At 57.6% G+C, this 24,006-nt stretch carries 15 protein-coding genes, 2 tRNA genes, 3 rRNA genes and 1 pseudogene; 6 read left to right on the top strand and 15 right to left on the bottom strand.

Going from position 1 to position 24,006, the window contains the following annotated elements; all coding sequences use genetic code 11:
• Nucleotides 1–70: 70 nt before the first annotated feature.
• From ACA044_RS25625 to ACA044_RS25640, 4 genes and pseudogenes are all read right to left on the bottom strand, one after another.
• Nucleotides 71–670, bottom strand: coding sequence for a flavin reductase family protein (locus ACA044_RS25625; protein ID WP_497443832.1), 600 nt, complete (start codon nt 668–670; stop codon nt 71–73).
• Between the two features lie 128 nt (nt 671–798).
• Nucleotides 799–1,359, bottom strand: coding sequence for a methyl-accepting chemotaxis protein (locus ACA044_RS25630; RefSeq protein ID WP_497447308.1), 561 nt, complete (start codon nt 1,357–1,359; stop codon nt 799–801).
• Nucleotides 1,339–2,178 (bottom strand): annotated as a pseudogene (locus ACA044_RS25635) (PAS domain-containing protein); the annotation flags it as partial. The gene ACA044_RS25630 and the pseudogene ACA044_RS25635, both read right to left, overlap by 21 nt.
• 55 nt (nt 2,179–2,233) lie before the next feature.
• On the bottom strand, nt 2,234–3,547 hold the full coding sequence (locus tag ACA044_RS25640; protein ID WP_497443833.1) for an MFS transporter: 1,314 nt from the start codon (nt 3,545–3,547) through the stop codon (nt 2,234–2,236).
• A gap of 195 nt (nt 3,548–3,742) precedes the next feature.
• On the opposite strand from ACA044_RS25640, the gene ACA044_RS25645 reads away from it, so the two are divergent.
• Complete coding sequence (locus ACA044_RS25645) at nt 3,743–5,161, top strand: short-chain fatty acid transporter (protein WP_497443834.1); 1,419 nt, start codon at nt 3,743–3,745, stop codon at nt 5,159–5,161.
• 238 nt (nt 5,162–5,399) lie between these two features.
• On the top strand, nt 5,400–6,572 hold the full coding sequence (locus tag ACA044_RS25650) for a hypothetical protein (protein WP_497443835.1): 1,173 nt from the start codon (nt 5,400–5,402) through the stop codon (nt 6,570–6,572).
• 358 nt (nt 6,573–6,930) lie between these two features.
• Here ACA044_RS25650 and can read toward each other — a convergent pair whose 3' ends face one another.
• Nucleotides 6,931–7,575, bottom strand: a complete 645-nt coding sequence (gene can / locus ACA044_RS25655; protein WP_447794365.1) for a carbonate dehydratase — start codon at nt 7,573–7,575, stop codon at nt 6,931–6,933.
• A gap of 182 nt (nt 7,576–7,757) precedes the next feature.
• Between can and ACA044_RS25660 the strand changes: the two genes are divergently transcribed.
• Nucleotides 7,758–8,162: a serine kinase/phosphatase gene (locus ACA044_RS25660; protein ID WP_497443836.1), complete on the top strand. Its 405-nt coding sequence runs from the start codon at nt 7,758–7,760 to the stop codon at nt 8,160–8,162.
• A gap of 134 nt (nt 8,163–8,296) precedes the next feature.
• Here ACA044_RS25660 and rimI read toward each other — a convergent pair whose 3' ends face one another.
• Nucleotides 8,297–8,749, bottom strand: a complete 453-nt coding sequence (gene rimI / locus ACA044_RS25665; RefSeq protein WP_497443837.1) for a ribosomal protein S18-alanine N-acetyltransferase — start codon at nt 8,747–8,749, stop codon at nt 8,297–8,299.
• A complete protein-coding gene (locus ACA044_RS25670) occupies nt 8,742–9,488 on the bottom strand; it encodes an energy transducer TonB (protein WP_497447309.1) in 747 nt (248 codons plus the stop codon). The genes rimI and ACA044_RS25670 overlap by 8 nt, the downstream gene beginning before the upstream one ends.
• 206 nt (nt 9,489–9,694) lie before the next feature.
• Here ACA044_RS25670 and mksB point away from each other — a divergent pair, with 206 nt between their 5' ends.
• The 3 genes from mksB to mksF are packed head-to-tail and all read left to right on the top strand — an operon-like array spanning nt 9,695 to nt 14,500.
• Entirely contained in the window at nt 9,695–10,972 is a 1,278-nt protein-coding gene (mksB, locus tag ACA044_RS25675) for an Mks condensin complex protein MksB (RefSeq protein ID WP_497443838.1), read from the top strand.
• Nucleotides 10,962–11,663, top strand: coding sequence for an Mks condensin complex protein MksE (gene mksE, locus ACA044_RS25680; RefSeq protein ID WP_497443839.1), 702 nt, complete (start codon nt 10,962–10,964; stop codon nt 11,661–11,663). The genes mksB and mksE overlap by 11 nt, the downstream gene beginning before the upstream one ends.
• The gene (mksF, locus tag ACA044_RS25685; RefSeq protein ID WP_497443840.1) at nt 11,660–14,500 is read left to right on the top strand and encodes an Mks condensin complex protein MksF; all 2,841 of its coding nucleotides are present in this window, start codon (nt 11,660–11,662) and stop codon (nt 14,498–14,500) included. Before mksE ends, mksF begins: the two co-directional genes overlap by 4 nt.
• A 213-nt stretch (nt 14,501–14,713) precedes the next feature.
• On the opposite strand, the gene ACA044_RS25690 is transcribed toward mksF, so the two are convergent.
• The 8 genes from ACA044_RS25690 to ACA044_RS25725 form a co-directional block, all read right to left on the bottom strand.
• Nucleotides 14,714–17,017 (bottom strand): PqiB family protein, encoded by a 2,304-nt coding sequence (locus ACA044_RS25690; RefSeq protein WP_497443841.1) that lies wholly within the window; start codon nt 17,015–17,017, stop codon nt 14,714–14,716.
• On the bottom strand, nt 17,010–17,633 hold the full coding sequence (locus ACA044_RS25695) for a paraquat-inducible protein A (RefSeq protein WP_497443842.1): 624 nt from the start codon (nt 17,631–17,633) through the stop codon (nt 17,010–17,012). Before ACA044_RS25695 ends, ACA044_RS25690 begins: the two co-directional genes overlap by 8 nt.
• On the bottom strand, nt 17,620–18,279 hold the full coding sequence (locus ACA044_RS25700; protein ID WP_497443843.1) for a paraquat-inducible protein A: 660 nt from the start codon (nt 18,277–18,279) through the stop codon (nt 17,620–17,622). The genes ACA044_RS25695 and ACA044_RS25700 overlap by 14 nt, the downstream gene beginning before the upstream one ends.
• Before the next feature lie 149 nt (nt 18,280–18,428).
• Nucleotides 18,429–18,544, bottom strand: a 5S ribosomal RNA gene (gene rrf / locus ACA044_RS25705).
• A gap of 161 nt (nt 18,545–18,705) precedes the next feature.
• A 23S ribosomal RNA gene (locus ACA044_RS25710) occupies nt 18,706–21,597 on the bottom strand.
• A 236-nt stretch (nt 21,598–21,833) separates the two neighbouring features.
• Nucleotides 21,834–21,909 (bottom strand) — tRNA-Ala (locus ACA044_RS25715).
• Between the two features lie 30 nt (nt 21,910–21,939).
• Nucleotides 21,940–22,016 (bottom strand) — tRNA-Ile (locus ACA044_RS25720).
• Between the two features lie 82 nt (nt 22,017–22,098).
• Nucleotides 22,099–23,637: ribosomal RNA gene (locus ACA044_RS25725) — 16S ribosomal RNA — on the bottom strand.
• Together the 16S, 23S and 5S rRNA genes with 2 tRNA genes alongside form the textbook arrangement of a ribosomal RNA operon.
• Nucleotides 23,638–24,006 lie beyond the last annotated feature (369 nt).

Consider the following 24,006-nt stretch of genomic DNA (forward strand, 5'->3'; position numbering starts at 1 on the left):
ATCAGTGTATGCCCTGAATGACTTCGAATTTTGGACGAGGCAGACGTTAAAGGCTTGAGCTTGCCAGGACTTATACCTGCAAGATCTTGCCGTCCACCGGATCACCGATCTTCAGAAAGTGCCCACCCGCCACGTGATGCAACGTACGCAAGGCGTCCTGCCCTTCGAAGTGCCAACGTCCCTCACTGAACACGCGCTCGTCCGCCTGAGCGGCGATCACTTCGGCCAGGAACAGATCGTACTGCTGATGATTGTCGGGCTCTGGCAGCAATCGACACTCCAGCCAGGCGACGCAACCTTCGAGCATCGGAGCGTCGATCGACTCACCGCTGAAAGTCTGTAACCCATAAGTCTGGAATTTGTCCTGGCCTTGGTCACGGGTGATCTCCAGGCCAGACGTCGAGCCCACGGTTTGTACGATATCGACCTGGGCAGCGCAGGGTACATTCAAGACGAAGGTGCCCGATGCTTCCAGCAATTGGCGGGTCCAGGTGGACTTGTCCAGCACCACGGCGATTTTCGGCGGTTCGAAGTCCAGTGGCATCGCCCAGGCAGCGGCCATGATATTGCGCTGGCCGTCGTGAGCCGCGCTGACCAGCACGGTCGGCCCATGGTTGAGCAGGCGATACGCCTTGGACAAGGGAACCGGGCGGCGGTGGGAAGCGCTCATGATGTCTGCTCCTGGAAAAGAGCCGATTGTAGCGATATCCGTTGTTCAGGCCACCCACGGGAAACAGGGAACCTCAGTTGAAATGGATAGCCCTTTTTTGAGGGCTACCCACGCCTGGATGGAGGGCATCAAGTCGATAATTGATTGGCAAACTGCCCGACCGCGTTCACCACTTTCTGCGCACCGTCCTGGATCTCGACGATCACCGTGCCCGCTTCCGCCGCCAGCGCCAGCCCCTGTTCGGCCTGCAGCTTACCGTCGGTCATCAGGGCCACGGCGTTGCGCGCCATGTCCTGGTTCTGGCGCACAACGCCGACAATTTCATCGGTCGCCTGGCTGGTACGCGAGGCCAGTTGCCGGACTTCGTCAGCCACCACGGCAAAACCCCGACCCTGTTCACCCGCGCGAGCCGCTTCGATGGCCGCGTTGAGCGCCAGCAGGTTGGTCTGTTCGGCGATGCCACTGATGGTTTTGACGATGGTGCCGATCACCAGTGATTGCTCGTTCAGCGCTTCGATGCCTTCGCCGGCGGTTTGCATGTGTTTGGCCAAGTCACGCATCACGTCCACGGCCTGGGTCTCCACGGCAGTACCGCGCTGGGCGCTCTGGTCGGTTTGCTGAGAGGTGCTGTAGGCAATGTTGGCCGCCTCGGAGACGGCGCGTTCCTGATTCACCTGATCGGTAATCACCGTGGCGAATTTCACTACTTTGTAGAGCTTGTTGTTGGCGTCGACCACCGGATTGTAGGAAGCCTCCAGCCAGACCACGCGGCCATGACTGTCGATGCGCTTGAAACGATCGGCCACATACTCGCCGGCGTTCAGACGGCGCCAGAAGTTCTGATACTCGGCGCTGTTGTATTCCTCTGGCGGGCAGAAGGTGCGGTGATGTTTGCCCTGGATCTGCGCCAGGCTGTAACCCATGCCGCTGAGGAACCGCTCGTTGGCCATCAGCACGTTGCCATTGAGGTCGAACTCAATGACCGCCGTCGAGCGCACCAGTGCGCCGATCAGGTTCTCATGCTCACGGGAGGCCTCGATGGTACGGGTCAGGTCGCTGGCAAAAATCGAAAATTGCTTGATCCGGCCGTCCGACGACCGCACCGGCTGCATGATCGAACGCAGCCAGGCTTCGACACCGTTGCCGCGCAGCAAACGTACCGCACCGGCAAAGTGCTCGCCACGGGTCAGCGCGGCCTTGAAGCGGTGGTGGAATTCGTCCGACTTCACATGGGCCGGGACGATGTCGTCAATGTGCCGACCAATCAGGTCGCTGCTTTTGTAGAGCATCTCGCCGATGAAGTTTTGATTGACCCATTGAATTCGCCCATCGGGATCGAGGGTCAGGGCCAGCATTTCGCTCTCCAGACTCTCCTTGACTTGCAGAAGGCTGGAGAGTTCTTCGCGAAGAGCCGACAGCTCCTGCTTCAAGCGTTTGTTGAACATGGGAAAGCACCGATGGCAGAGATAGAAAGCGGTATACAGCCTAACCATCGGCCTTGAGGACATTTTCTAAAGAGGGTTTCAGGTGTGTTCTACAAAAATAGTGGCGGTACGAACACCCTCATGCCGCGCCAGCCACCGAACAGCGCCCGATTCGTGGCATCCGCGCGCCGAAATACGCCGCGCTGCTGATACCCACCGCCCCCATCACCGCGCAGAAAATCACACAAATCCATGGGCTCCACGGCATCAGGCCGATCAACAACAACGGTGTGATACTGGCCCAGGCGGCATAGGCGATGTTGTAAGTGAAGGAAATCCCCGAGACGCGAATCCGCGCCGGAAACAGGCTGACCATCACCGACGGCACCGCGCCGACCACCCCACAACCGAGACCGGCCACTGCATAGGCCAAACCGATCCACTGGCCTTCAACGATCAGGCAGGTATAGAGCACGCCAATGCCCAAAGGCAGCAGCAGGCTATACAGCATCACCGTGCGCCAGGCGCCGATGCGGTCGACGAGCAACCCGGCAAGCACGCAGCCGATGTTCAGAAAGACGATGCCCAAGGCACTCAGGGCGAAGGTATGGCTGGCAGTCATGCCGAAGGTTTTCTGCATCATGGTCGGGGTAATGACCACGAACACCACCACGGCCGAGGTCAGCACACAGGTGAGGATCATCGCCGGCAGCATCGCCAGGCGATGCTCACGCAGGACCGTGCGCAGCGGCAGTTCGACAGCCGCCTCGCGCTGGGCCTGCATCGCCATGAATACCGGGGTTTCGCTGAGCCAGCGGCGCAGCCAGACACCGATGACGCCAAACACACCGCCCAGCAGAAACGGGTAGCGCCAGGCGTAATCGAGGATTTCCAGCGGAGTGAACACCTGTGCCAGAAAAGACGCGGTCAAAGCGCCGATCAGGTAACCGAAGGTCAACCCGGCCTGCAAGAAACCGAGGGCATAACCGCGATGTCCTACTGGCGCGTGCTCGGCGACGAACACCCAGGCGCTCGGCACTTCACCGCCCACCGCCGCGCCTTGCAGGACCCTCAGGGCCAACAGCAACAGCGGTGCGAAATAGCCGATCTGGGCGTAGGTCGGCATGATCCCGATCAACAGGCACGGCAACGCCATCATCAGGATGCTCAGGCTGAAAACCTTCTTGCGCCCCAGTCGGTCGGCGAAATGCGCCATCAGAATCCCGCCCAACGGACGCGCCAGGTAGCCGGTGACGAAGATCCCGAAGCTTTGCAGCAGGCGCAGCCACTCGGGCATGTCGGGTGGGAAGAACAGTTGGCTGAGGGTCAGGGCGAAAAATACGAAAATGATGAAGTCGTAAATTTCCAGCGCACCGCCAAGGGCTGCAAGCCCCAGGGTCTTGTAGTCCGAGAGGGTGAAGGGCGCCGGGCGCGCATCGGTATGGGCAGTCATGGCAAAGAACTCTGGCAGGCAAAAAACCAAGGCGCCCATGGTCTACGCAAATACGCTTGCGGACAACCCGTTAGACCATAGTCCCAAACGCACAAAACAGCGTCACCGCACGGACCGATTGCTTTACTGTTGGCACCGACTGGACGGGCCTTTGCGCCCTGAACACCACAATAAACATAAAAACGAGGTACTCCCGTGGCCGCTGATATCGAAGATAGCCGCTATGCGCGCTTTGCCCTGCATTGTTCAAATTTTGCCGAACGCTGGTTCCCTGACTCGTGGGTATTCGCCGCGCTGGCGGTGATCATCGTCGCTGTGGCGACTATGGCCATGGGCGCCAAACCCACCGACGCCGCCATGGCCTTTGGTGACGGTTTCTGGAGCCTGATTCCGTTCACCATGCAGATGGCGTTCGTGGTGATCGGGGGTTACGTGGTCGCCAGTTCGCCACCGGCGGTGAAACTGATCGATCGCCTGGCACGGATCCCGAAAAACGGCCGCTCTGCCGTGGCCTGGGTGGCGCTGATTTCCATGGTCGCATCATTGCTGAACTGGGGGCTGTCACTGGTGTTCGGCGGGCTGCTGGTGCGCGCCCTCGCCCGCCGCACCGATCTGAAAATGGACTACCGTGCGGCCGGTGCTGCCGCCTATCTCGGTCTGGGCGCGGTCTGGGCCTTGGGCCTTTCGTCGTCCGCGGCACAATTGCAGGCCAACCCGGCCAGTCTGCCGCCCTCGATTCTGTCGATCACGGGCGTCATTCCCTTCACCCAAACGATCTTTCTCTGGCAGTCGGGTGTGCTGCTACTGGCACTGACCGTGGTCTCGCTGATCGTTGCCTACGCCACCGCACCCGGCCCGGCGACAGCCCGCGACGCCAAAGCCTGCGGCATCGATCCGAGTTGCAGCCTGCCGGCGCCGCCACCGCGTACCCGTCCCGGCGAATGGCTGGAATACAGCCCGCTGCTGACGGTTCTGCTGGCGCTGCTGGCAGCCGGATGGCTGTTTCATGAATTTGCGACCAAACCGGCGATCAGCGCGATTTCCGGACTGAACACCTACAACTTCCTGTTCCTGATGCTGGGTGCCCTGTTGCACTGGCGGCCGCGCAGCTTCCTCGATGCAGTGGCCCGTGCGGTACCGACCACCACCGGCGTGCTGATCCAGTTTCCGCTGTATGGCTCGATCGCCGCGCTGATGACTGTGGTCAAGGGCACCGACGGACAGTCATTGGCCCACCATATCTCGACCTTTTTCGTACAAATCGCGTCCCATGACACCTATGCGCTGCTGATGGGCGTGTACTCGGCCATCCTCGGTTTCTTCATCCCGTCGGGCGGTGGCAAGTGGATCATTGAAGCGCCGTACGTCATGCAAGTGGCCAACGACCTGAACTACCACCTGGGCTGGGCCGTACAGATCTACAACGCCGCCGAAGCCCTGCCGAACCTGATCAACCCGTTTTATATGCTGCCGCTACTGGGCGTGCTCGGGTTGAAGGCCCGGGACTTGATCGGTTTTTCGTTCGTGCAGTTGCTGGTACATACGCCGCTGGTGCTGTTTCTGCTGTGGGCGCTGGGGACGACGCTTACGTATATGGCGCCGGTAATGCCTTGAACAGACTTTCAAATCACCACACATCCAGTGTGTGCGGGCTTGCTCGCGAAGACGGCTTTCCAGTCGATAGAGATGTCGCCTGATACTCCGCTTTCGCGAGCAAGCCCGCTCCCACATTAGCGACTGAGGGGCGCTCTGACCGGCGATCTTTTCACATGGGTACTAGACCGTTCGCTACAAGTAGTTTCAGTATGTATCAGCCCCACCTCCGAGGGCTCACGCTGAAAAGGATCTGAGCATGTTCAAACTCGCAGGGCTTACCCTCGCCGCACTCACCCTGAGTGCCGCCGCCCACGCCGATGTCGATCTGAATCTGGGCAGTACCGAACGCGTCACCCGTCTGTTCGCCTACCCCAACAACTGCAACGTCATCTGCTTTCGCAACTGGACACTGGAGCAGACAGTCGAGCATTACCTGACCCAAAGCGTCCAACGCGATGGCTACAAAACCGCAAAAGTGGTGGTCAAAACCGACAACAAGCAGCTCTACGCCAATATCAGCGGTGTGCCCAAAGGCTATGACAAGCCACTGACCGCATTGCTCAAAGCTGGGGATTTGGCTTACAACGGCGCCAGCAAGCTGAGTGCCGATGGTAAATGGACCTATAACTGGTACCTGTTCCTCCCGCTGGGCATGGCGCTGGAAAACCGCAAAAGCGTCGAACTGCTGCACTTCCCGCCGGATTACTCCCTGACCCAGGCCCAGGACTATCTGGAGTCCAAGACCACCGATCGTTGGGCCACGCTGCTGACGGACAACGGCATTCCCGCCGACCAGACACCGGGCTATCAGACCATCATCGACATCGCGCCGATTGCCGCGCCGTCCAGCGCCGGTAAGGATCTGGAAGGTGTCTACGACTACTTCAAGGACTACCAGACCACCATGGTCAAGGAAGTCAGCCAGAACGCCAGCGGCGCTGCATTACCAATGGTTGCTTTTGGCGCACCGGTGCGTAACTGGATCAAGCAACAATACGGGCCGACCGTGGACGTGCTGGGCCTGGCAACCATCAGTCCGAGCGCAGGTGTGAAGGTGCCAGTACTGGGTTCCAACCACCCGAGCTACATCTGGTACGCCGCCGACCCCGAAGCCTACAGCGGCGCCGATGCACAGGCCAAGGCTGACGCCGCGGGGCTGAAAGTCATGGGGCAGGATTTGAGCGCCGCGTGCTGGCAGGCCGGAATGGGCAGCAAACCGGGCACCGACCCTACCGTTCAGCTGAAAAGCTGCACTCAGACCTGGCAAGTGACCCAGAAAGAAAAAACCTGCGAACTGTTCTACACCTCGATCCGCAGCCTGACGCCTGCAGAGGCGGTGGCCAAGTGCGCAACAGCGCCGGTCAAGTCCCAGCTGAAAGAGCTGAAGACCCCGTCCCTTGTGACCTCCGCCCCTGCCCCACACTTGTAAAACGATGAAAGTCTTTCCCGTGTGAGCCATGGCTGACGCGGGAAAGAGCTTTTTACGCCTGTCATATCTGACAGTAGACCCTTGATCCGCTTTGGTAGAGTCTTGAGCCATACCCCGTGCTGCAGAGCTGACAAAGATTTAGCATTCCGGTAGTCGCAGCCTGAAGCTGACAAGGATCGTTATGAAAGCCAACACCCGGAATTCGGCCAATGCGCTGTCGACCGACTGCATTTATCCCTCTCACGATTTATCGCCCTGCCTGGGCTATCCCGCGAAAAGCCAATTCAAACGCCGACGGCCAGCTGTTTCTTCAGTGCTGGCAGCGGCGCAGCCTCTGCTGAACAGAGGCACTCAAGTTTTACAACGCCTCGACCGGACGTAAACGGTACTGCGGCGGCAGCTGTTCGAAACCACTGATGGTGGCGTTCAGGCTTTTCCAGCGACCGTCCTTGATGCCATAGATGCAACCGTGGATCGACAGGCTCTGCCCTCGGTGCCAGGCGTTTTGCACAATGCTGGTGTGACCGACGTTGGCTACCTGCTGGATCACGTTGAGCTCGCAGAGGCGGTCGACCCGCTCTTCTTCGGTGGACAACTTGGCCAGTTCATCACGCTTTTCATAATAGAGATCGCGAATCGAGCGCAGCCAGCCGTCGATCAGGCCCAACTGACGATCCTGCATCGATGCCCGTACACCGCCGCAGCCATAGTGGCCGGTGACCAGAATGTGTTTAACCTTGAGTACGTCCACCGCGTACTGAATCACCGACAGGCAGTTGAGGTCGGTGTGCAGCACCACGTTGGCCACATTGCGGTGCACGAACAGATCGCCCGGCAGCATGCCAACAATCTCGTTGGCCGGCACGCGAGCGTCGGAGCAGCCGATCCACAGGAATTCCGGCGTTTGCTGACGGGCCAGTTTGGCGAAGAAGTCAGGATCTTCTTTGGTGATCGCGTCAGCCCAGCGTTCGTTGTTATCAATCAGATCTTGTAATTCGTTCATGCAATGAAGCCTCAAGAATGATTTGCTGCTTTGACAGACGCCTGCCCGTCGGGGTCACGCGCGTGATGCAGATACCCCTGATGTCCTGATGCACATAACGGCTAACCGGCGTTCCATGCCGGTGGAATTCTCGCAAGCCCAGTGGGTCAACTGTAGTAAGGCCTACAGTATGAGGAATTGCCATGACTGATTCACGCCGTCCGTTCGATGCGACGCAACCCAAGCCCATCGACGACAATGAAGACCGCATGGGTTCGGTGCATGAGCTGGATTTCGACGAGGAAGAGCCCGGCGCCAGAATCGGCGACCTGATTCCCGAACACGAGCGCGCGCAGAAGATGCCAGACGAACGCGTCCGTGACGTCGGCATGACCGGGGCCTCGACCGATGACAATGAATCCACCGATGATGACATGAGCCCGGAAACCCTGATCCATGAAGACGGCGCACGAGATGCCCACGAAGAGGGTGAAGGCGGCCAGGCGGATTGGGATTTGAGCATTGTCGATGAGGACGACATCGGCGGGGGTAATGGGCTGGATGAAGCGGAATTGGCGCAGCGGGATCCGATGGATGGGAATCGTTGATCGTTCTCGTCAGTGAGAACGCCTTCGCGGGCAAGTCGGATCGCCGCACCGCTCGCTCCCACAGGTTCTGTGCCGTTCATACCCAATCCCGTAGGAGCGAGCGGTGCGGCGATCCGACTTGCCCGCGAAGCTTTTCAATCCACTAATGTACAAGCCATAACGACCGCGTCTTCGCGCCCACCCACCGCCGGGTAGTAATCCCGCCGACGCCCCACTTCGTTGAACCCATACCGCTCATACAACCGAAACGCCGCCCGGTTACTGTCGCGCACTTCCAGAAAACATTCCCGTGCCTCTGCCTTGTAGGCAATCGACATCAAATGTTCCAGCAGTGTCAAACCCAAGCCGCGACCCTGATTTTCCGGCTTGACGGTGATGTTCAGCAGATGCGCCTCATCAAGGATGATCTGCACCACACCATGACCAACCTGCTGCTGCCCTTCGAACATCAGCCAGATCTGGTACTTGCCCAGGCCATCGAGAAAAATCCCGCGGGTCCAGGGATGGCTGTAAGCCGCATATTCGATTTTCAGTACAGTGTCCAGGTCCGCCTCGGTCATCGGGCGGAACGATACAGCGTCACTCATTCGATTCTTTCCAGCGCGCCATCAGCCGACGCATGGCTTGCCAGACATCAGCCTTACGCTGTGGCTCTTCCATTAATGACTCCAGACCCGGCAGGGCCCAGACCGAGCCCAGGCCTTCGACCTGGAGTTCACGGTTGAAGGATTCGGCATTCGCCTCACCGGCAAAACGCACCGCCGGCAGGCCGATCAGCCACAGGCAGACGCACGGCGCGTCTTCCAGACGGGCCGACAGAAAGCCTTGTACGAAATCCCGAGCCGCTTCCGGTCCTTGATCCATGGTGCCGCGAGCCAGCAGCGGCCAGCGCACCGGCTCGCCGACGATCTGCGGGCTGTCCGGCAGACCGGCAGCGCGCAACATGTCCTTGAGCAATAAATAGGCGGGATCGCGGGTCTGGAAGCTTTCGCCTGTGGGTAACTCCACCAGCAACAGGCAACGACCTGCGCGCAGCAATTGCAGGGCGAAACGCGGTGGCGGGACGTGCGCAGCCTTGGCAACGACCGGCGCCTCTTCGGCTTCCTCCAGCGGTTTCGCCCCGGTGCGCGTGCTCGACAGCGATGGGCGCGGCACCTCGATCTTCACCCGCTCGGCCGGTTTGGCCGCAGGTTCCATGGGCGCCTGCGCCACCGGAGCAGGCGCAACCGGGGTGACGACCAATGGCTCGGGCATCTCCAGCAGTTCGGGCCGCGACGGCGCAGCAAAGGGCAATTCGGTGCGCGGCAGCCAGTTGACCACCTGCATGGCGGTCAAATAAGCGCGGCGACGGGACTCGATAAGCAAAGGTCGGCCACTTGTGGATAACTAAAGTGCGATGATTCTACCGCCCTTCGCTCAAGATCGCCCACGCTTGATCGATAGAAAACCGACTGTCCATCCCGAGAGTGAATCGCATCGGCCTCAATGCAGTACAATCGCGGCTTTTAATCGCCAACCAGCCGGCCATTCCGATGATCGAACCCAAGCGCGTCTTGCGCGCCCTCGCTGAACACTGGGCACTTCTGGAGCCACTGTGCGAGCACTTCGACCAAGGCACCCTGAGCCTCAACGAACTGCGTTCACAGTTGGCCGCCCAGCAACTGGACAGCACGCCTCAGGACATCACCAGCCTGTTGGACGTGTGGATCCGCCTCGACATTCTGGTTCCCGTGGCGAAAAGCCCGAACCGTTTCGAGCTCAACGCGCAGATTCACGACTTCCTCGCCTACCTGCGCCGTGAGCACCGTCTAGGCCTGTGCCTGGAGATCGAAGCCTATCTGCGCCATCTCGAGCGTCTGGCCGGGTATATCCAGGACGCTTTCGACATCCGCGACGGCCACGACCTGGCACGCCAGTTGCGCTTGCTCGACATGCGCGTGCGGGACGTTCTGAAGAAGCTCGCCAACGACGAACAGGCCCTGGTGGCCGTCGCCGAGCGGGCCAAGACCAGCGACCGGCAGATTCCATTGCGTCAGCGCTACGCTGAAGTGCTGGCGACCTGGGATGAATACGTCGAACCGATGATTCAGTTGGTGAACGCCGACGGAGCCTTCGAACAAGGCGTGCGCAAGGTCGAGAACGTGCTGCTGCGCATGCTCACCGAGCAGCAGCGCCTTGGCCATCTGGTCGACGATGACATGCTGCTGCGCACCCACGCGCGCATCCTCGAAATGCAGACCAGCGCCCAGCTGACCTTGCGTCATGCCCGTGAACTGCTGCTGCCGCTGCGTGAAGAGGCACGCCGGCACAACGCCGTGACCCGTGGAGCGGCCCTGGCCTTGTCGGCCATTCGTCGTAAAGGTATCGATGCGGTGCCGCAAGCCGCGATGCCGATGTTCACTCGTCCGCAAAGCACCTTCCTCGGCAGCGCCAGTCAGGTCGAAGCCTACGTCTACGCTCTGGCCCGTTTCGAGCCAAAACCGGCGCGTTTCCCCAAGGCCCATAAGACCCAGAAAGGCGAAGCCCCGCGCGCTCCACGCACGGTTAGGGAAATGCTCGAACGCTGCGAAGACGCCCTGCCGATGCCCGACCTGATGACCTGGCTGCTGGAGCAGGAGCCGGACGGCGCCACCGACGAATTGCTCTACTGGTTCTCGCGCCTGTCGCGGGAAAAACGCTTCAAGCGCGAGCGTCTGGAACGCCGCGACTACCACACTCACGAGCACCAGGTCAGCCTGCGCTCCTTCGCCCTGCTCTCGGCCGGTGACACCGCCGCCGAGAATTCTGCGAGCATTCCACATGCATCTTGATCTATCCGAACTGTCCCAGCTGGCGCCGATCTTTCGCGAGCTGTTCAAGGGCTACCACGTCAGCCGTCGCGATCCGGAGCTGTACGCGCAACTGTCGAACTTCCAGGACCAGTACCGCACGCTGTTCAAGGCACTGGGCTTTGAACTGGTCTGCGACACCCGGGGTTTCTACTACTTCGTACCAGACCTCGCCGCAGCGGCGGTGAACAAGACCGCGCAACGTCTGGCGCTGTTCACCTTCATTCTCGTCGAGCATCTGGCGGATCAGGGCCGTGACCCGATTGCCGTGCTCGACGGTGGCAGCCTCGGTCGCGACGAATTGCCCTCGTTGCTGGAAAAGTACCGCGACCTGTTCATTCAGGCTGAAGTGCAGACCGTCGAAGAACTCGAAGAAAAAGTCATGCGCCGCATGACCCAGCTCGGTTTCGCCAGCGAAGAGACCGGTATCTACCGTTTCCTGCCGCCGATGCACCGTTTCCTTGATGTCTGCCTGTCGGTTCAACAGGACCGCGATCTGGCGGCCAGCCTGCACAGCGTGCTGCCGCTGCCGGTTCCGGTGTTGATCGACGACGATAGCGACGAGAAGCTGCTGCAAACCGATGACCCGCTGGATCTCAGCGACTTCGAAGAAGAAAGCGAAGAAGACGCCCTGGCCCGCGCCATTGCCGAAGAACAGGAGACCGACGCATGAGCAAGGAACGCTACGGCATTCGCCGCTTTGCCCTTTTGAACACCGCCGGTTACAGCCTCGGTCTGTTCCCGCTGGAAGAGCCGCTGTCGGTCTACGGCGCGAACAACCTCGGTAAATCCGCCTCGATCAACGCCTTGCAGTTCCCGATTCTGGCGCGCATGTCGGACATGAGTTTCGGCAAGTACAGCCTGGAACAATCCCGACGCTTCTACTTCGCCTCGGACACCAGTTACATCCTCGTTGAAGTCTCCCTGCCCCACGGCCCGCATGTGATCGGCGTGGTCGGTCGTGGCCCGGGTGGCGGTTTCGGTCACCAGTTCTTTGCCTACGCGGGCAAACTCGACCTGGCCCACTATCAGAAAGATGACACCTGCCTGCGCCAGAAAGAACTGTTCACCAATCTTGAGCGCGAGGGCCTGAAAGCCTACGAACTCAAGCCGGATGAACTGCGTCGTTTGTTGGTGGGCGGCCACACGTCGATCCCGCTGGACCTGACCCTGATCCCGCTGCGTTCCACCAGCGAGCAGAGCCTGAAGACCTTCCGCGCACTGTTCATCAACCTGCTGCACATGCGCGAAATCACTGCGGCCAAGCTCAAGCAATTGTTCCTCGATGCCTTCGAACACAGCCTGCGCTCCGGCAGTGTCGATTACATCGCTGCGTGCGAAGAAGCCTTCCGCGATGTTCGCCGCATGGAACAGGACTACAACTCGCTGGTCGCGGCCGGGCCTTTGGTGGAAGCCTTGGCCAACGGCGTGAAACAGCGGGACATCCTGCGCGGTAAACTGCATCGGCTGTCGCCACTGCTCGACTCCCTGCTCGGCACCTGGTCGGACTACGCCAGTGCCCGCAAGGAAGAACTGACGATTCAGGCCGAGCACTACCGCAACGAACAGGACGCGCTGCAAAACGATCAGCGCGGCGGCACTCAGGAGCTGATGCGTCTGGAGCGGGAAATCACCGGCATCCAGCGCTGGCTCGGCGAGTTGTCGGTGCTCAAGCATCGCTTCGCCCTGGTCGATGACGTCAAAATCCTTGAGCAGCAACTGCTCGCCGCCAAGGACGCGCACGATGAACTGGCCGGTGCACTGGCTCAGTCGCGGCAGTTCTCTGCCGAAGACCTGGAAGAACGTCTGCGGGATCTGGAAAAACGCCTGAAGTCGGTCAAGCAGCAACTCGATCACGCCGACAACAACAGCTACGCCCGCCTGCGCGAAGAGTTTTCGCAACAGGACGTCGAGCGCCTGATGCGTCTGTTCAATAGCGCGCTGTTCAGCCTGCCGCTGGGCGAGCATGGCATCACGCTGGATGAGGACGGCCAGTGGGTCAAATCCATGGAGTTGATCCTCGATGGCTTCAAAGGCGAGCGTTTTGAAGTGCCGGGGCTCTCCATCGACATCTCGCACATTGAGCCTCCAGCGCTGCAAGCCCTGGCTGACCGTGCGGCATTGCGCGATCAGAAAGAGCGTCTGGATAAAGAGCTCAAACAACTGAAAACTCAAGCTGCTGTGGCTGCTGACCGCGCCGCCAGCAAGACCCAGACCGAAGCGCTGTACCAGCAAGTGCTGGACGCGCAGAAAGCCTTGGAAGATTTCCGTCGCTCGCAAACCCTAAGCGCCGAAGAAGGCGACAAGCTTGAGCAGCTTGAACAACTGGAGGCTGCTCAGGACGAGTTGAAGCGTTCCAGCGATGCCTTCACCGAACGCGTCCAGCAACTGTCGGCCAAGCTGCAACTGGTCGGCCGGCAGATCGGCGACATGGAAGCCAAGCAACGCACCCTCGACGACGCCCTGCGCCGCCGTCAGCTGCTGCCGGCCGACCTGCCGTTCGGCACGCCGTTCATGGACCCGGTCGACGACTCCATGGACAACCTGCTGCCGCTGCTCAACGACTATCAGGATAGCTGGCAAGGTTTGCTGCGCAGCGACGGGCAGATCGACGCGCTCTACGCTCAGGTTCGCCTCAAAGGTGTGGCCAAGTTCGACAGCGAAGACGATATGGAGCGTCGCCTGCAACTGCTGATCAACGCATACGCACACCGCACCGACGAAGCCCTGACCCTCGGCAAGGCTCGCCGAGCGGCGGTCACCGACATCGCCCGGACCCTGCGCAACATCCGCAGCGACTATGACAGCCTCGAACATCAACTGGCGCTGTTCAACCGCGAGATCAACAAGCGTCAGGTCTCCAACCTGCAGAGCTTCCGCATCGTGCTCGCGCCAAACAAGGAAGCGCTCAAGCACATTGACCAGATCATCCACAGCGCAGGTCAGTATGAAGAAGGCGAAACCCTCTCCGTCTTCGACCTGAGCCAAAGCGCCGATCAGGACAACAAGAACGAAGAAGCCAAGGAGTACCTGGCGCGGCTGGTGGCGGCAAACCACAACCAGCTCGGTCTCAAGGACTTGTTCGAACTGGCATTCGAGATCACCAAGGTCAACGGATCGCCGGTGATCCACACCGACATCGACGGCGCGGCGTCCAACGGCACCACGATGACCATCAAAGCGCTGACCAACATGTACTTGTTGCTCCACTTGATGGACCGCGACCAGGCCGGTCGCGTGCGCCTGCCGTACTACCTCGACGAGGCGGCGGACATCGACGAGAAGAACCAGGCAGCGCTGCTGGAAACCAGCCTGCAACTGGGCTTCGTACCGATTCTGGCGAGTGTGAAGCCGCAAGTCTGCGCCAGTGTCGCCATCGACCTGGAAGGCGGCAGCGGCCCGAACGGCATTTACATCGACGAGGCGGACTGGAAGTACATCCGTCGTCACGATGAAGTGAAGCCGACCATTGTTGTGGAAGCTGATGAGCCGGAGCTGGATGCGGTCTGACGCTTGAATCCAAGCCAATAAAAAGGCCGCGATCCAATGGATCGCGGCCTTTTTTTGACTAGAAACTTTCAGTGAGCTTGAGGCCGCCTTCGCGAGCAAGCCCGCTCCCACACTGGATCTATGTCGGTCATAGCATTTGTGTACAACACCGATTAAATGTGTGTGTGTGTGTGTGAGCTTGCCCGCGAAGGCGGCATCACAGACGCCAACAGGCTACTTGCCGATCGAGATTTTCGGCGCCCAGGTCAGCCATTCATCTTCGAACTGGTCGAACAACGGAAACGTTTGCTCGGGCCGCGCCGGGACACCCATCCGATCGCCATCCGGTGTGGCAAAGGCGATGCCGCCCTGAATCAGCGTCTCCAGCGATTCGGTGCGTATTGTCGCCCCTTTGAACAAGCCGTAGTCAAAACCAAAACCACTGGTGTTCCAGAACCGCGTGCCGCTGCGTACCAATGGCGCGTACTTCGGTTCAATCAGGATGTGCACCAACACTCGATCAGCCGTCTGACCCAGTTCATAGCCGGTCACCTTGCCTACCGTGATTTCACGATAGGTGACGGGGACGCCTATCTTCAACGAGCCACGACGAGCAGCGCTCAACACCAGGCTCAAACCGGCCTCTTCCTTGGCGATTTCCGGGGGATTGGTCAGGGCCACGAAGTTCTTTTGCGGGCCGAGGTTCTTCAGCGCCGGTTGCACCTCGATGTACTGCCCGGTCACCAGTGTCTCGAGATTGGACGTCTTGATCAGACCCAATTCAGGTTTGACCACCCAGAACTGACTGCCAACCCGAGCGATACGCTCCGGCACTTCCGTGATCCGCGCGGTCAGCAGTACTGATTGCAGATCATCAGTGAGGTCGACGTCTTCGATCTTGCCAACGTCCAGGCCTTTATATCGAACCGGCGTGCCGGTGCGCAGACCGTCGGCGCGATCGACTTTGATCGTTACCACGGCGCCTTTCTGTGTTGCTTCGTCATGGCTCGCATGCAGGCGGAAGCGTGGAATACGCCTCTGCAACGGCGCTTTGGCTTCCGGGGTTTCGAAGGCAATGCCGCCGGCCATCAGGCTTTGCAACGACTCACTTTTGACCTGGATGCCGCCGGTCAGCCCCCCCGTCAGCGTAATGCCGCTGGCATTCCAGAAACGTGTCGAGGCGTTGACCAGCCCTTCGTATTCCTTCTCGATGTGCACACCGATCACCAGCTGCTTTTTGGTGCGGGAGAACTGGTAGCTCTGCACCGAACCGACCTTGACCTGCTTGTAGAGAATCGGGCTGCCGACTTCCAGTGAACCGAGGTTTTCGGTGAACAACACCAAGTGCAGGCCCGGCGAACGCAGATCCAGTGGCGGCGCCTTGGGTCGGGCTTCGAACTCGCGCTGCGGCGCACCGCCCTTGTCGCCAGGGCGCACGGCGATGTAGTTCCCTTTGACCAACGCTTCCAGGCCAGTGATACCGGCGAGCGAAATCGACGGTTTGACCACCCAGAACTGCGTGCCGGTGACCAGGTATTCCTCGGCCAGGGGATCGAGGGTCAACTCAGCATTGGCAGCGGATAAATCCGGGTCAATCTTCAGCGCTTTCAGAGTGCCGACCTGGATGCCTTTGTACATCACCGGCGTACGACCGGCCTGCAGGCCTTCGAAATCGCTGAGTTTAACCTTGACCCGAATACCGGCGGCGGCTGCATCGAAATCTTCGTAGAGACGGAACGGCAGGCTTGGATCGGTGGGCGGGCTGTCCTTGCGGTTTTCCGGGGTGGCAAACGCAATACCACCGGCGACGATGCTGGCGAGGGACTCGCTACGCACTTTCACACCAGAGAGGTTGGCGTCGATGCTGATGCCGCTGGCATTCCAGAAACGCGTGTGTTTACGCACCAGGCTGGCGTAGGTCGGCTCGATGAAAACTTTGAGTTCGACAGTGCTCTGGTCTGCGGACAGCAAGTAGCTTTTGATCTGACCGACCTGGATCTGCTTGTAGAACACCGGACTGCCACGATTCAGCGAACCGAGACGGTCGGCCTTGATGGTCAGGTGCAGACCAGGCTTGGCGTCCGACAGTGGAGGTTCTTCGGCTAGCGCCTTGAACTTGCGGGTTGGCTCGCCTTCGCCTGGGCTAACGGCCACGTAGTTACCCGAGACCAACGTCTCCAGGCCCGTGATACCGGCCAGGGTCACGCTCGGTTTGACCAGCCAGAAGCGTGTGCTGGTCTTGAGGTATTGTTCCACGTCCTTGTTCATCTCGATGGTGGCGATCACGCCTTTAGAGTTGCCTTCATCATCGAGTGTGAGGGCTTTCACTTTACCGACCGACATGCCTTTGTAGACAACTTCGGTCTTGTTGGCCTGAATGCCTTCGCCGCTTTCGAAGCGCACCTGAATCTCGATGCCTGTCTCGCTGTAGGCACGCCAGCCGAGCCAGCCGCCGATGATCAAAGCGACCAGGGGCAACACCCAAATGGCAGACCAGTTCGAGGCCGGTCGGGTTTTCGCTGTAGGCAAATCAGTCATGGTCGTCGTCCGACTCCGTGTTATCCCAAATCAGTCGGGGATCGAAAGTTACTGCGGCAAGCATCGTCAAAATCACCACACTGGCGAAGGCAATGGCGCCAAGATTGGCTTCTACGCTGGCAAGCCGTCCGAAATTCACAACCGCCACCAGGATGGCGATCACAAAAACATCCAGCATCGACCAGCGACCGATGAACTCGATAAAGCGGTACATCAGAATGCGCTGGCGTGCCGAGAGTGGCTGGCGGCGCTGCACCGAAAACAGCAACAACGCGATCCCCACCAGCTTGAACGTTGGTACCAGAATACTGGCGATAAAAACCACGGCAGCGATTGGAATCATGCCGTGCTGAACCAGTTGGATCACCCCGGACATGATGGTACTGGGATCGCCCTGGCCCAGGGAGCTGACGGTCATGATCGGCAGCACGTTGGCCGGGATGTAGAGAATCGCGCCTGTGACCAACAACGCCCAAGTACGCATCAGACTGTTAGGGCGGCGGGCATGAACCAGTGCACCACAGCGGGTGCAGACCTGCTCGTCGGCATCAGCTTCCTGCTTGTTCAACTCATGGCATTCGGCGCAAATCAGAATGCCCGCATCAATCGCCCGCATGGGCATCTTCTCCTGATAGAGCCTGCCAGATCTGGTGCGGTGACATCACCACTTCCAACCAGACCTGGACTAACAACAAACTGATAAAGCATGCCAGACCAAGACCTACGGTGATCGCCGCCATATCGGCCAATTTGACGATCGCAACCAGTACGCCCATGAGGTAAACCTCGAGCATCCCCCAGTCCCGTAAATGGTGATAAATGCGGTAGAGCAGCAAGCCGTAACTGCGTCCGATATCGAAGCGAATACTCAGCAACACGACCAGCTGGCAAAGCAGCTTGAGTAGCGGAATCCCCATGCTGCAGAGAAACACCACTACCGCTACACCTCGCATACCGGTATCAAAAAGACCGACAACGCCACTCCAGACAGTGTCATGTGACGACTGTCCGAGTAGATTGAGTTGCATGATGGGTAAAAAGTTCGCCGGGATATACAACAACAGTGCGGAAATGACCAGGGCGAGACTGCGCTGCACGACATTGTGCCGATGGGCATACAGTTCATAACCGCAGCGTGGACAGATAGCCTTCTCACCGTGGGCGAGTTCAGGCTTGCGCATCAGCAAGTCGCACTCATGACATGCCACCAAGTCGTCCAGCGGTAAATCTGACAGCCCAGGGGCGTCAACCGAATCTGGCATAAAGGCTCTGGCTCCAAGAAAGTTGGACCTATTCTAGTATCCTGACTCGAAAATAACTGTGCAATTTTGTGCTGTCGTCGGAGTGTTCTTTTCCTGCGGACAAAACAAAACCCCTACCTGCATACGCAGATAGGGGTTTCGGAATTTAATCTTGACGATGACCTACTCTCACATGGGGAAACCCCACACTACCATCGGCGATGCATCGTTTCACTGCTGAGTTCGGGATGGGATCAGGTGGTTCCAATGCTCTATGGTCGTCAAGAAATTCGGTAGCCAGCTCGTTTTCTCTTGCGAGATCACGCTCCAGCGAATGGGTATGCGATAGATTTGGTGTTTCGTGAGTGTCACAAACTTTCGGTTCGTTTCGTCTTCACACACCGCAATCTGGTGCCCGTTCGGGTCAACAAATTGCTTGGGTGTTATATGGTCAAGCCTCACGGGCAATTAGTATTGGTTAGCTCAACGCCTCACAGCGCTTACACACCCAACCTATCAACGTCGTAGTCTTCGACGGCCCTTCAGGGGACTCAAGGTCCCAGTGAGATCTCATCTTGAGGCTAGTTTCCCGCTTAGATGCTTTCAGCGGTTATCTATTCCGAACATAGCTACCCGGCAATGCCACTGGCGTGACAACCGGAACACCAGAGGTTCGTCCACTCCGGTCCTCTCGTACTAGGAGCAGCCCCTCTCAAATCTCAAACGTCCACGGCAGATAGGGACCGAACTGTCTCACGACGTTCTAAACCCAGCTCGCGTACCACTTTAAATGGCGAACAGCCATACCCTTGGGACCGGCTTCAGCCCCAGGATGTGATGAGCCGACATCGAGGTGCCAAACACCGCCGTCGATATGAACTCTTGGGCGGTATCAGCCTGTTATCCCCGGAGTACCTTTTATCCGTTGAGCGATGGCCCTTCCATACAGAACCACCGGATCACTAAGACCTACTTTCGTACCTGCTCGACGTGTCTGTCTCGCAGTCAAGCGCGCTTTTGCCTTTATACTCTACGACCGATTTCCGACCGGTCTGAGCGCACCTTCGTACTCCTCCGTTACTCTTTAGGAGGAGACCGCCCCAGTCAAACTACCCACCATACACTGTCCTCGATCCGGATAACGGACCTGAGTTAGAACCTCAAAGTTGCCAGGGTGGTATTTCAAGGTTGGCTCCACGCGAACTGGCGTCCACGCTTCAAAGCCTCCCACCTATCCTACACAAGCAAATTCAAAGTCCAGTGCAAAGCTATAGTAAAGGTTCACGGGGTCTTTCCGTCTAGCCGCGGATACACTGCATCTTCACAGCGATTTCAATTTCACTGAGTCTCGGGTGGAGACAGCGCCGCCATCGTTACGCCATTCGTGCAGGTCGGAACTTACCCGACAAGGAATTTCGCTACCTTAGGACCGTTATAGTTACGGCCGCCGTTTACCGGGGCTTCGATCAAGAGCTTCGCGTTAGCTAACCCCATCAATTAACCTTCCGGCACCGGGCAGGCGTCACACCCTATACGTCCACTTTCGTGTTTGCAGAGTGCTGTGTTTTTAATAAACAGTCGCAGCGGCCTGGTATCTTCGACCGGCATGAGCTTACGGAGCAAGTCCTTCACCCTCACCGGCGCACCTTCTCCCGAAGTTACGGTGCCATTTTGCCTAGTTCCTTCACCCGAGTTCTCTCAAGCGCCTTGGTATTCTCTACCCAACCACCTGTGTCGGTTTGGGGTACGGTTCCTGGTTACCTGAAGCTTAGAAGCTTTTCTTGGAAGCATGGCATCAACCACTTCGTGTTCTAAAAGAACACTCGTCATCAGCTCTCGGCCTTGAAATCCCGGATTTACCTAAGATTCCAGCCTACCACCTTAAACTTGGACAACCAACGCCAAGCTGGCCTAGCCTTCTCCGTCCCTCCATCGCAATAACCAGAAGTACAGGAATATTAACCTGTTTTCCATCGACTACGCTTTTCAGCCTCGCCTTAGGGACCGACTAACCCTGCGTCGATTAACGTTGCGCAGGAAACCTTGGTCTTTCGGCGTGGGTGTTTTTCACACCCATTGTCGTTACTCATGTCAGCATTCGCACTTCTGATACCTCCAGCAAGCTTCTCAACTCACCTTCACAGGCTTACAGAACGCTCCTCTACCGCATCACCTAAGTGATACCCGTAGCTTCGGTGTATGGTTTGAGCCCCGTTACATCTTCCGCGCAGGCCGACTCGACTAGTGAGCTATTACGCTTTCTTTAAAGGGTGGCTGCTTCTAAGCCAACCTCCTAGCTGTCTAAGCCTTCCCACATCGTTTCCCACTTAACCATAACTTTGGGACCTTAGCTGACGGTCTGGGTTGTTTCCCTTTTCACGACGGACGTTAGCACCCGCCGTGTGTCTCCCATGCTCGGCACTTGTAGGTATTCGGAGTTTGCATCGGTTTGGTAAGTCGGGATGACCCCCTAGCCGAAACAGTGCTCTACCCCCTACAGTGATACATGAGGCGCTACCTAAATAGCTTTCGAGGAGAACCAGCTATCTCCGAGCTTGATTAGCCTTTCACTCCGATCCACAGGTCATCCGCTAACTTTTCAACGGTAGTCGGTTCGGTCCTCCAGTTAGTGTTACCCAACCTTCAACCTGCCCATGGATAGATCGCCCGGTTTCGGGTCTATTCCCAGCGACTAGACGCCCTATTAAGACTCGCTTTCGCTACGCCTCCCCTATTCGGTTAAGCTCGCCACTGAAAATAAGTCGCTGACCCATTATACAAAAGGTACGCAGTCACCCAACAAAGTGGGCTCCCACTGCTTGTACGCATACGGTTTCAGGATCTATTTCACTCCCCTCTCCGGGGTTCTTTTCGCCTTTCCCTCACGGTACTAGTTCACTATCGGTCAGTCAGTAGTATTTAGCCTTGGAGGATGGTCCCCCCATATTCAGACAAAGTTTCTCGTGCTCCGTCCTACTCGATTTCATGACCAAGAGATTTTCGCGTACAGGGCTATCACCCACTATGGCCGCACTTTCCAGAGCGTTCCGCTAATCTCAAAGCCACTTAAGGGCTAGTCCCCGTTCGCTCGCCACTACTAAGGGAATCTCGGTTGATTTCTTTTCCTCAGGGTACTTAGATGTTTCAGTTCCCCTGGTTCGCTTCTTAAGCCTATGTATTCAGCTTAAGATACCTAACTTATGTTAGGTGGGTTCCCCCATTCAGACATCTCCGGATCAAAGTCTGTTTGCCGACTCCCCGAAGCTTTTCGCAGGCTACCACGTCTTTCATCGCCTCTGACTGCCAAGGCATCCACCGTATGCGCTTCTTCACTTGACCATATAACCCCAAGCAATCTGGTTATACTGTGAAGACGACATTCGCCGAAAATTCGCGATTAAACTCACAAATTTTACCTTAGCCTGATCCACCACCAGTGAAAGTGGCGTTCAGTCTATCTTTCTATCACATACCCAAATTTTTAAAGAACGATCTAGCAAAAGACTAGAAATCAACATTCACCATCATCACAATGGAATGCTCATTTCTAAGCTTTCAACAACAGAAGCAGTTAGTGGTGGAGCCAAACGGGATCGAACCGTTGACCTCCTGCGTGCAAGGCAGGCGCTCTCCCAGCTGAGCTATGGCCCCGTATTTCTACAGGCGTTTCCCACACAAAATTGGTGGGTCTGGGCAGATTCGAACTGCCGACCTCACCCTTATCAGGGGTGCGCTCTAACCAACTGAGCTACAGACCCAATTTCGGGCTGCTTCTTATCGTCTTCTTCAATGAATCAAGCAATTCGTGTGGGAACTTATGGAGCAGCTGATGTCGTCGATTAAGGAGGTGATCCAGCCGCAGGTTCCCCTACGGCTACCTTGTTACGACTTCACCCCAGTCATGAATCACACCGTGGTAACCGTCCTCCCGAAGGTTAGACTAGCTACTTCTGGTGCAACCCACTCCCATGGTGTGACGGGCGGTGTGTACAAGGCCCGGGAACGTATTCACCGCGACATTCTGATTCGCGATTACTAGCGATTCCGACTTCACGCAGTCGAGTTGCAGACTGCGATCCGGACTACGATCGGTTTTCTGGGATTAGCTCCACCTCGCGGCTTGGCAACCCTCTGTACCGACCATTGTAGCACGTGTGTAGCCCAGGCCGTAAGGGCCATGATGACTTGACGTCATCCCCACCTTCCTCCGGTTTGTCACCGGCAGTCTCCTTAGAGTGCCCACCATTACGTGCTGGTAACTAAGGACAAGGGTTGCGCTCGTTACGGGACTTAACCCAACATCTCACGACACGAGCTGACGACAGCCATGCAGCACCTGTCTCAATGTTCCCGAAGGCACCAATCCATCTCTGGAAAGTTCATTGGATGTCAAGGCCTGGTAAGGTTCTTCGCGTTGCTTCGAATTAAACCACATGCTCCACCGCTTGTGCGGGCCCCCGTCAATTCATTTGAGTTTTAACCTTGCGGCCGTACTCCCCAGGCGGTCAACTTAATGCGTTAGCTGCGCCACTAAGAGCTCAAGGCTCCCAACGGCTAGTTGACATCGTTTACGGCGTGGACTACCAGGGTATCTAATCCTGTTTGCTCCCCACGCTTTCGCACCTCAGTGTCAGTATCAGTCCAGGTGGTCGCCTTCGCCACTGGTGTTCCTTCCTATATCTACGCATTTCACCGCTACACAGGAAATTCCACCACCCTCTACCATACTCTAGCTCGACAGTTTTGAATGCAGTTCCCAGGTTGAGCCCGGGGATTTCACATCCAACTTAACGAACCACCTACGCGCGCTTTACGCCCAGTAATTCCGATTAACGCTTGCACCCTCTGTATTACCGCGGCTGCTGGCACAGAGTTAGCCGGTGCTTATTCTGTCGGTAACGTCAAAACAGATACGTATTAGGTAACTGCCCTTCCTCCCAACTTAAAGTGCTTTACAATCCGAAGACCTTCTTCACACACGCGGCATGGCTGGATCAGGCTTTCGCCCATTGTCCAATATTCCCCACTGCTGCCTCCCGTAGGAGTCTGGACCGTGTCTCAGTTCCAGTGTGACTGATCATCCTCTCAGACCAGTTACGGATCGTCGCCTTGGTGAGCCATTACCTCACCAACTAGCTAATCCGACCTAGGCTCATCTGATAGCGCAAGGCCCGAAGGTCCCCTGCTTTCTCCCGTAGGACGTATGCGGTATTAGCGTCCGTTTCCGAGCGTTATCCCCCACTACCAGGCAGATTCCTAGGCATTACTCACCCGTCCGCCGCTCGCCACCAGGTACAAGTACCCGTGCTGCCGCTCGACTTGCATGTGTTAGGCCTGCCGCCAGCGTTCAATCTGAGCCATGATCAAACTCTTCAGTTCAAACATCTTTGGGTTTTGAGAAAACCCTAAACTTGGCTCAGCAATCGTTGGTTACATCTTTGATTTCTCGCGGAGTAACTTGTGATGCTGATAATCTTGTTGACTATCAGTCTGACTCCACAAGCACCCACACGAATTGCTTGATTCAGTTGTTAAAGAGCGGTTGGTTAAGATCTTTCGTCTCAACCGAGGCGCGCATTCTACAGCAGCCTCTGTTACTGTCAAGCGGTTATTTTCAGAAGTTTTCAAAGTTTCGCTTGGAAATCCTTAACAACTTCAACCACTTGCGCTTCCGATCTCTCGTTAGCGGGAGGCGAATTCTACAGCGTTACTCGCTGCTGTCAACACCTCTTTTTCTCCGCTTTCGAC

It is taken from the genome of Pseudomonas sp. LBUM1673, from assembly GCF_059695645.1.

Coding starts and splice junctions, on each gene's coding strand:
- ACA044_RS25650 (WP_497443835.1), top strand. CDS start 5,400: ATGTTCAAACTCGCAGGGCTTACCCTCGCCGCACTCACCCTGAGTGCC.
- ACA044_RS25670 (WP_497447309.1), bottom strand. CDS start 9,488: ATGCAGGTGGTCAACTGGCTGCCGCGCACCGAATTGCCCTTTGCTGCG.
- mksB (WP_497443838.1), top strand. CDS start 9,695: ATGATCGAACCCAAGCGCGTCTTGCGCGCCCTCGCTGAACACTGGGCA.
- mksE (WP_497443839.1), top strand. CDS start 10,962: ATGCATCTTGATCTATCCGAACTGTCCCAGCTGGCGCCGATCTTTCGC.
- ACA044_RS25660 (WP_497443836.1), top strand. CDS start 7,758: ATGACTGATTCACGCCGTCCGTTCGATGCGACGCAACCCAAGCCCATC.
- mksF (WP_497443840.1), top strand. CDS start 11,660: ATGAGCAAGGAACGCTACGGCATTCGCCGCTTTGCCCTTTTGAACACC.
- ACA044_RS25700 (WP_497443843.1), bottom strand. CDS start 18,279: ATGCCAGATTCGGTTGACGCCCCTGGGCTGTCAGATTTACCGCTGGAC.
- ACA044_RS25625 (WP_497443832.1), bottom strand. CDS start 670: ATGAGCGCTTCCCACCGCCGCCCGGTTCCCTTGTCCAAGGCGTATCGC.
- rimI (WP_497443837.1), bottom strand. CDS start 8,749: ATGAGTGACGCTGTATCGTTCCGCCCGATGACCGAGGCGGACCTGGAC.
- ACA044_RS25640 (WP_497443833.1), bottom strand. CDS start 3,547: ATGACTGCCCATACCGATGCGCGCCCGGCGCCCTTCACCCTCTCGGAC.
- can (WP_447794365.1), bottom strand. CDS start 7,575: ATGAACGAATTACAAGATCTGATTGATAACAACGAACGCTGGGCTGAC.
- ACA044_RS25690 (WP_497443841.1), bottom strand. CDS start 17,017: ATGACTGATTTGCCTACAGCGAAAACCCGACCGGCCTCGAACTGGTCT.
- ACA044_RS25695 (WP_497443842.1), bottom strand. CDS start 17,633: ATGCGGGCGATTGATGCGGGCATTCTGATTTGCGCCGAATGCCATGAG.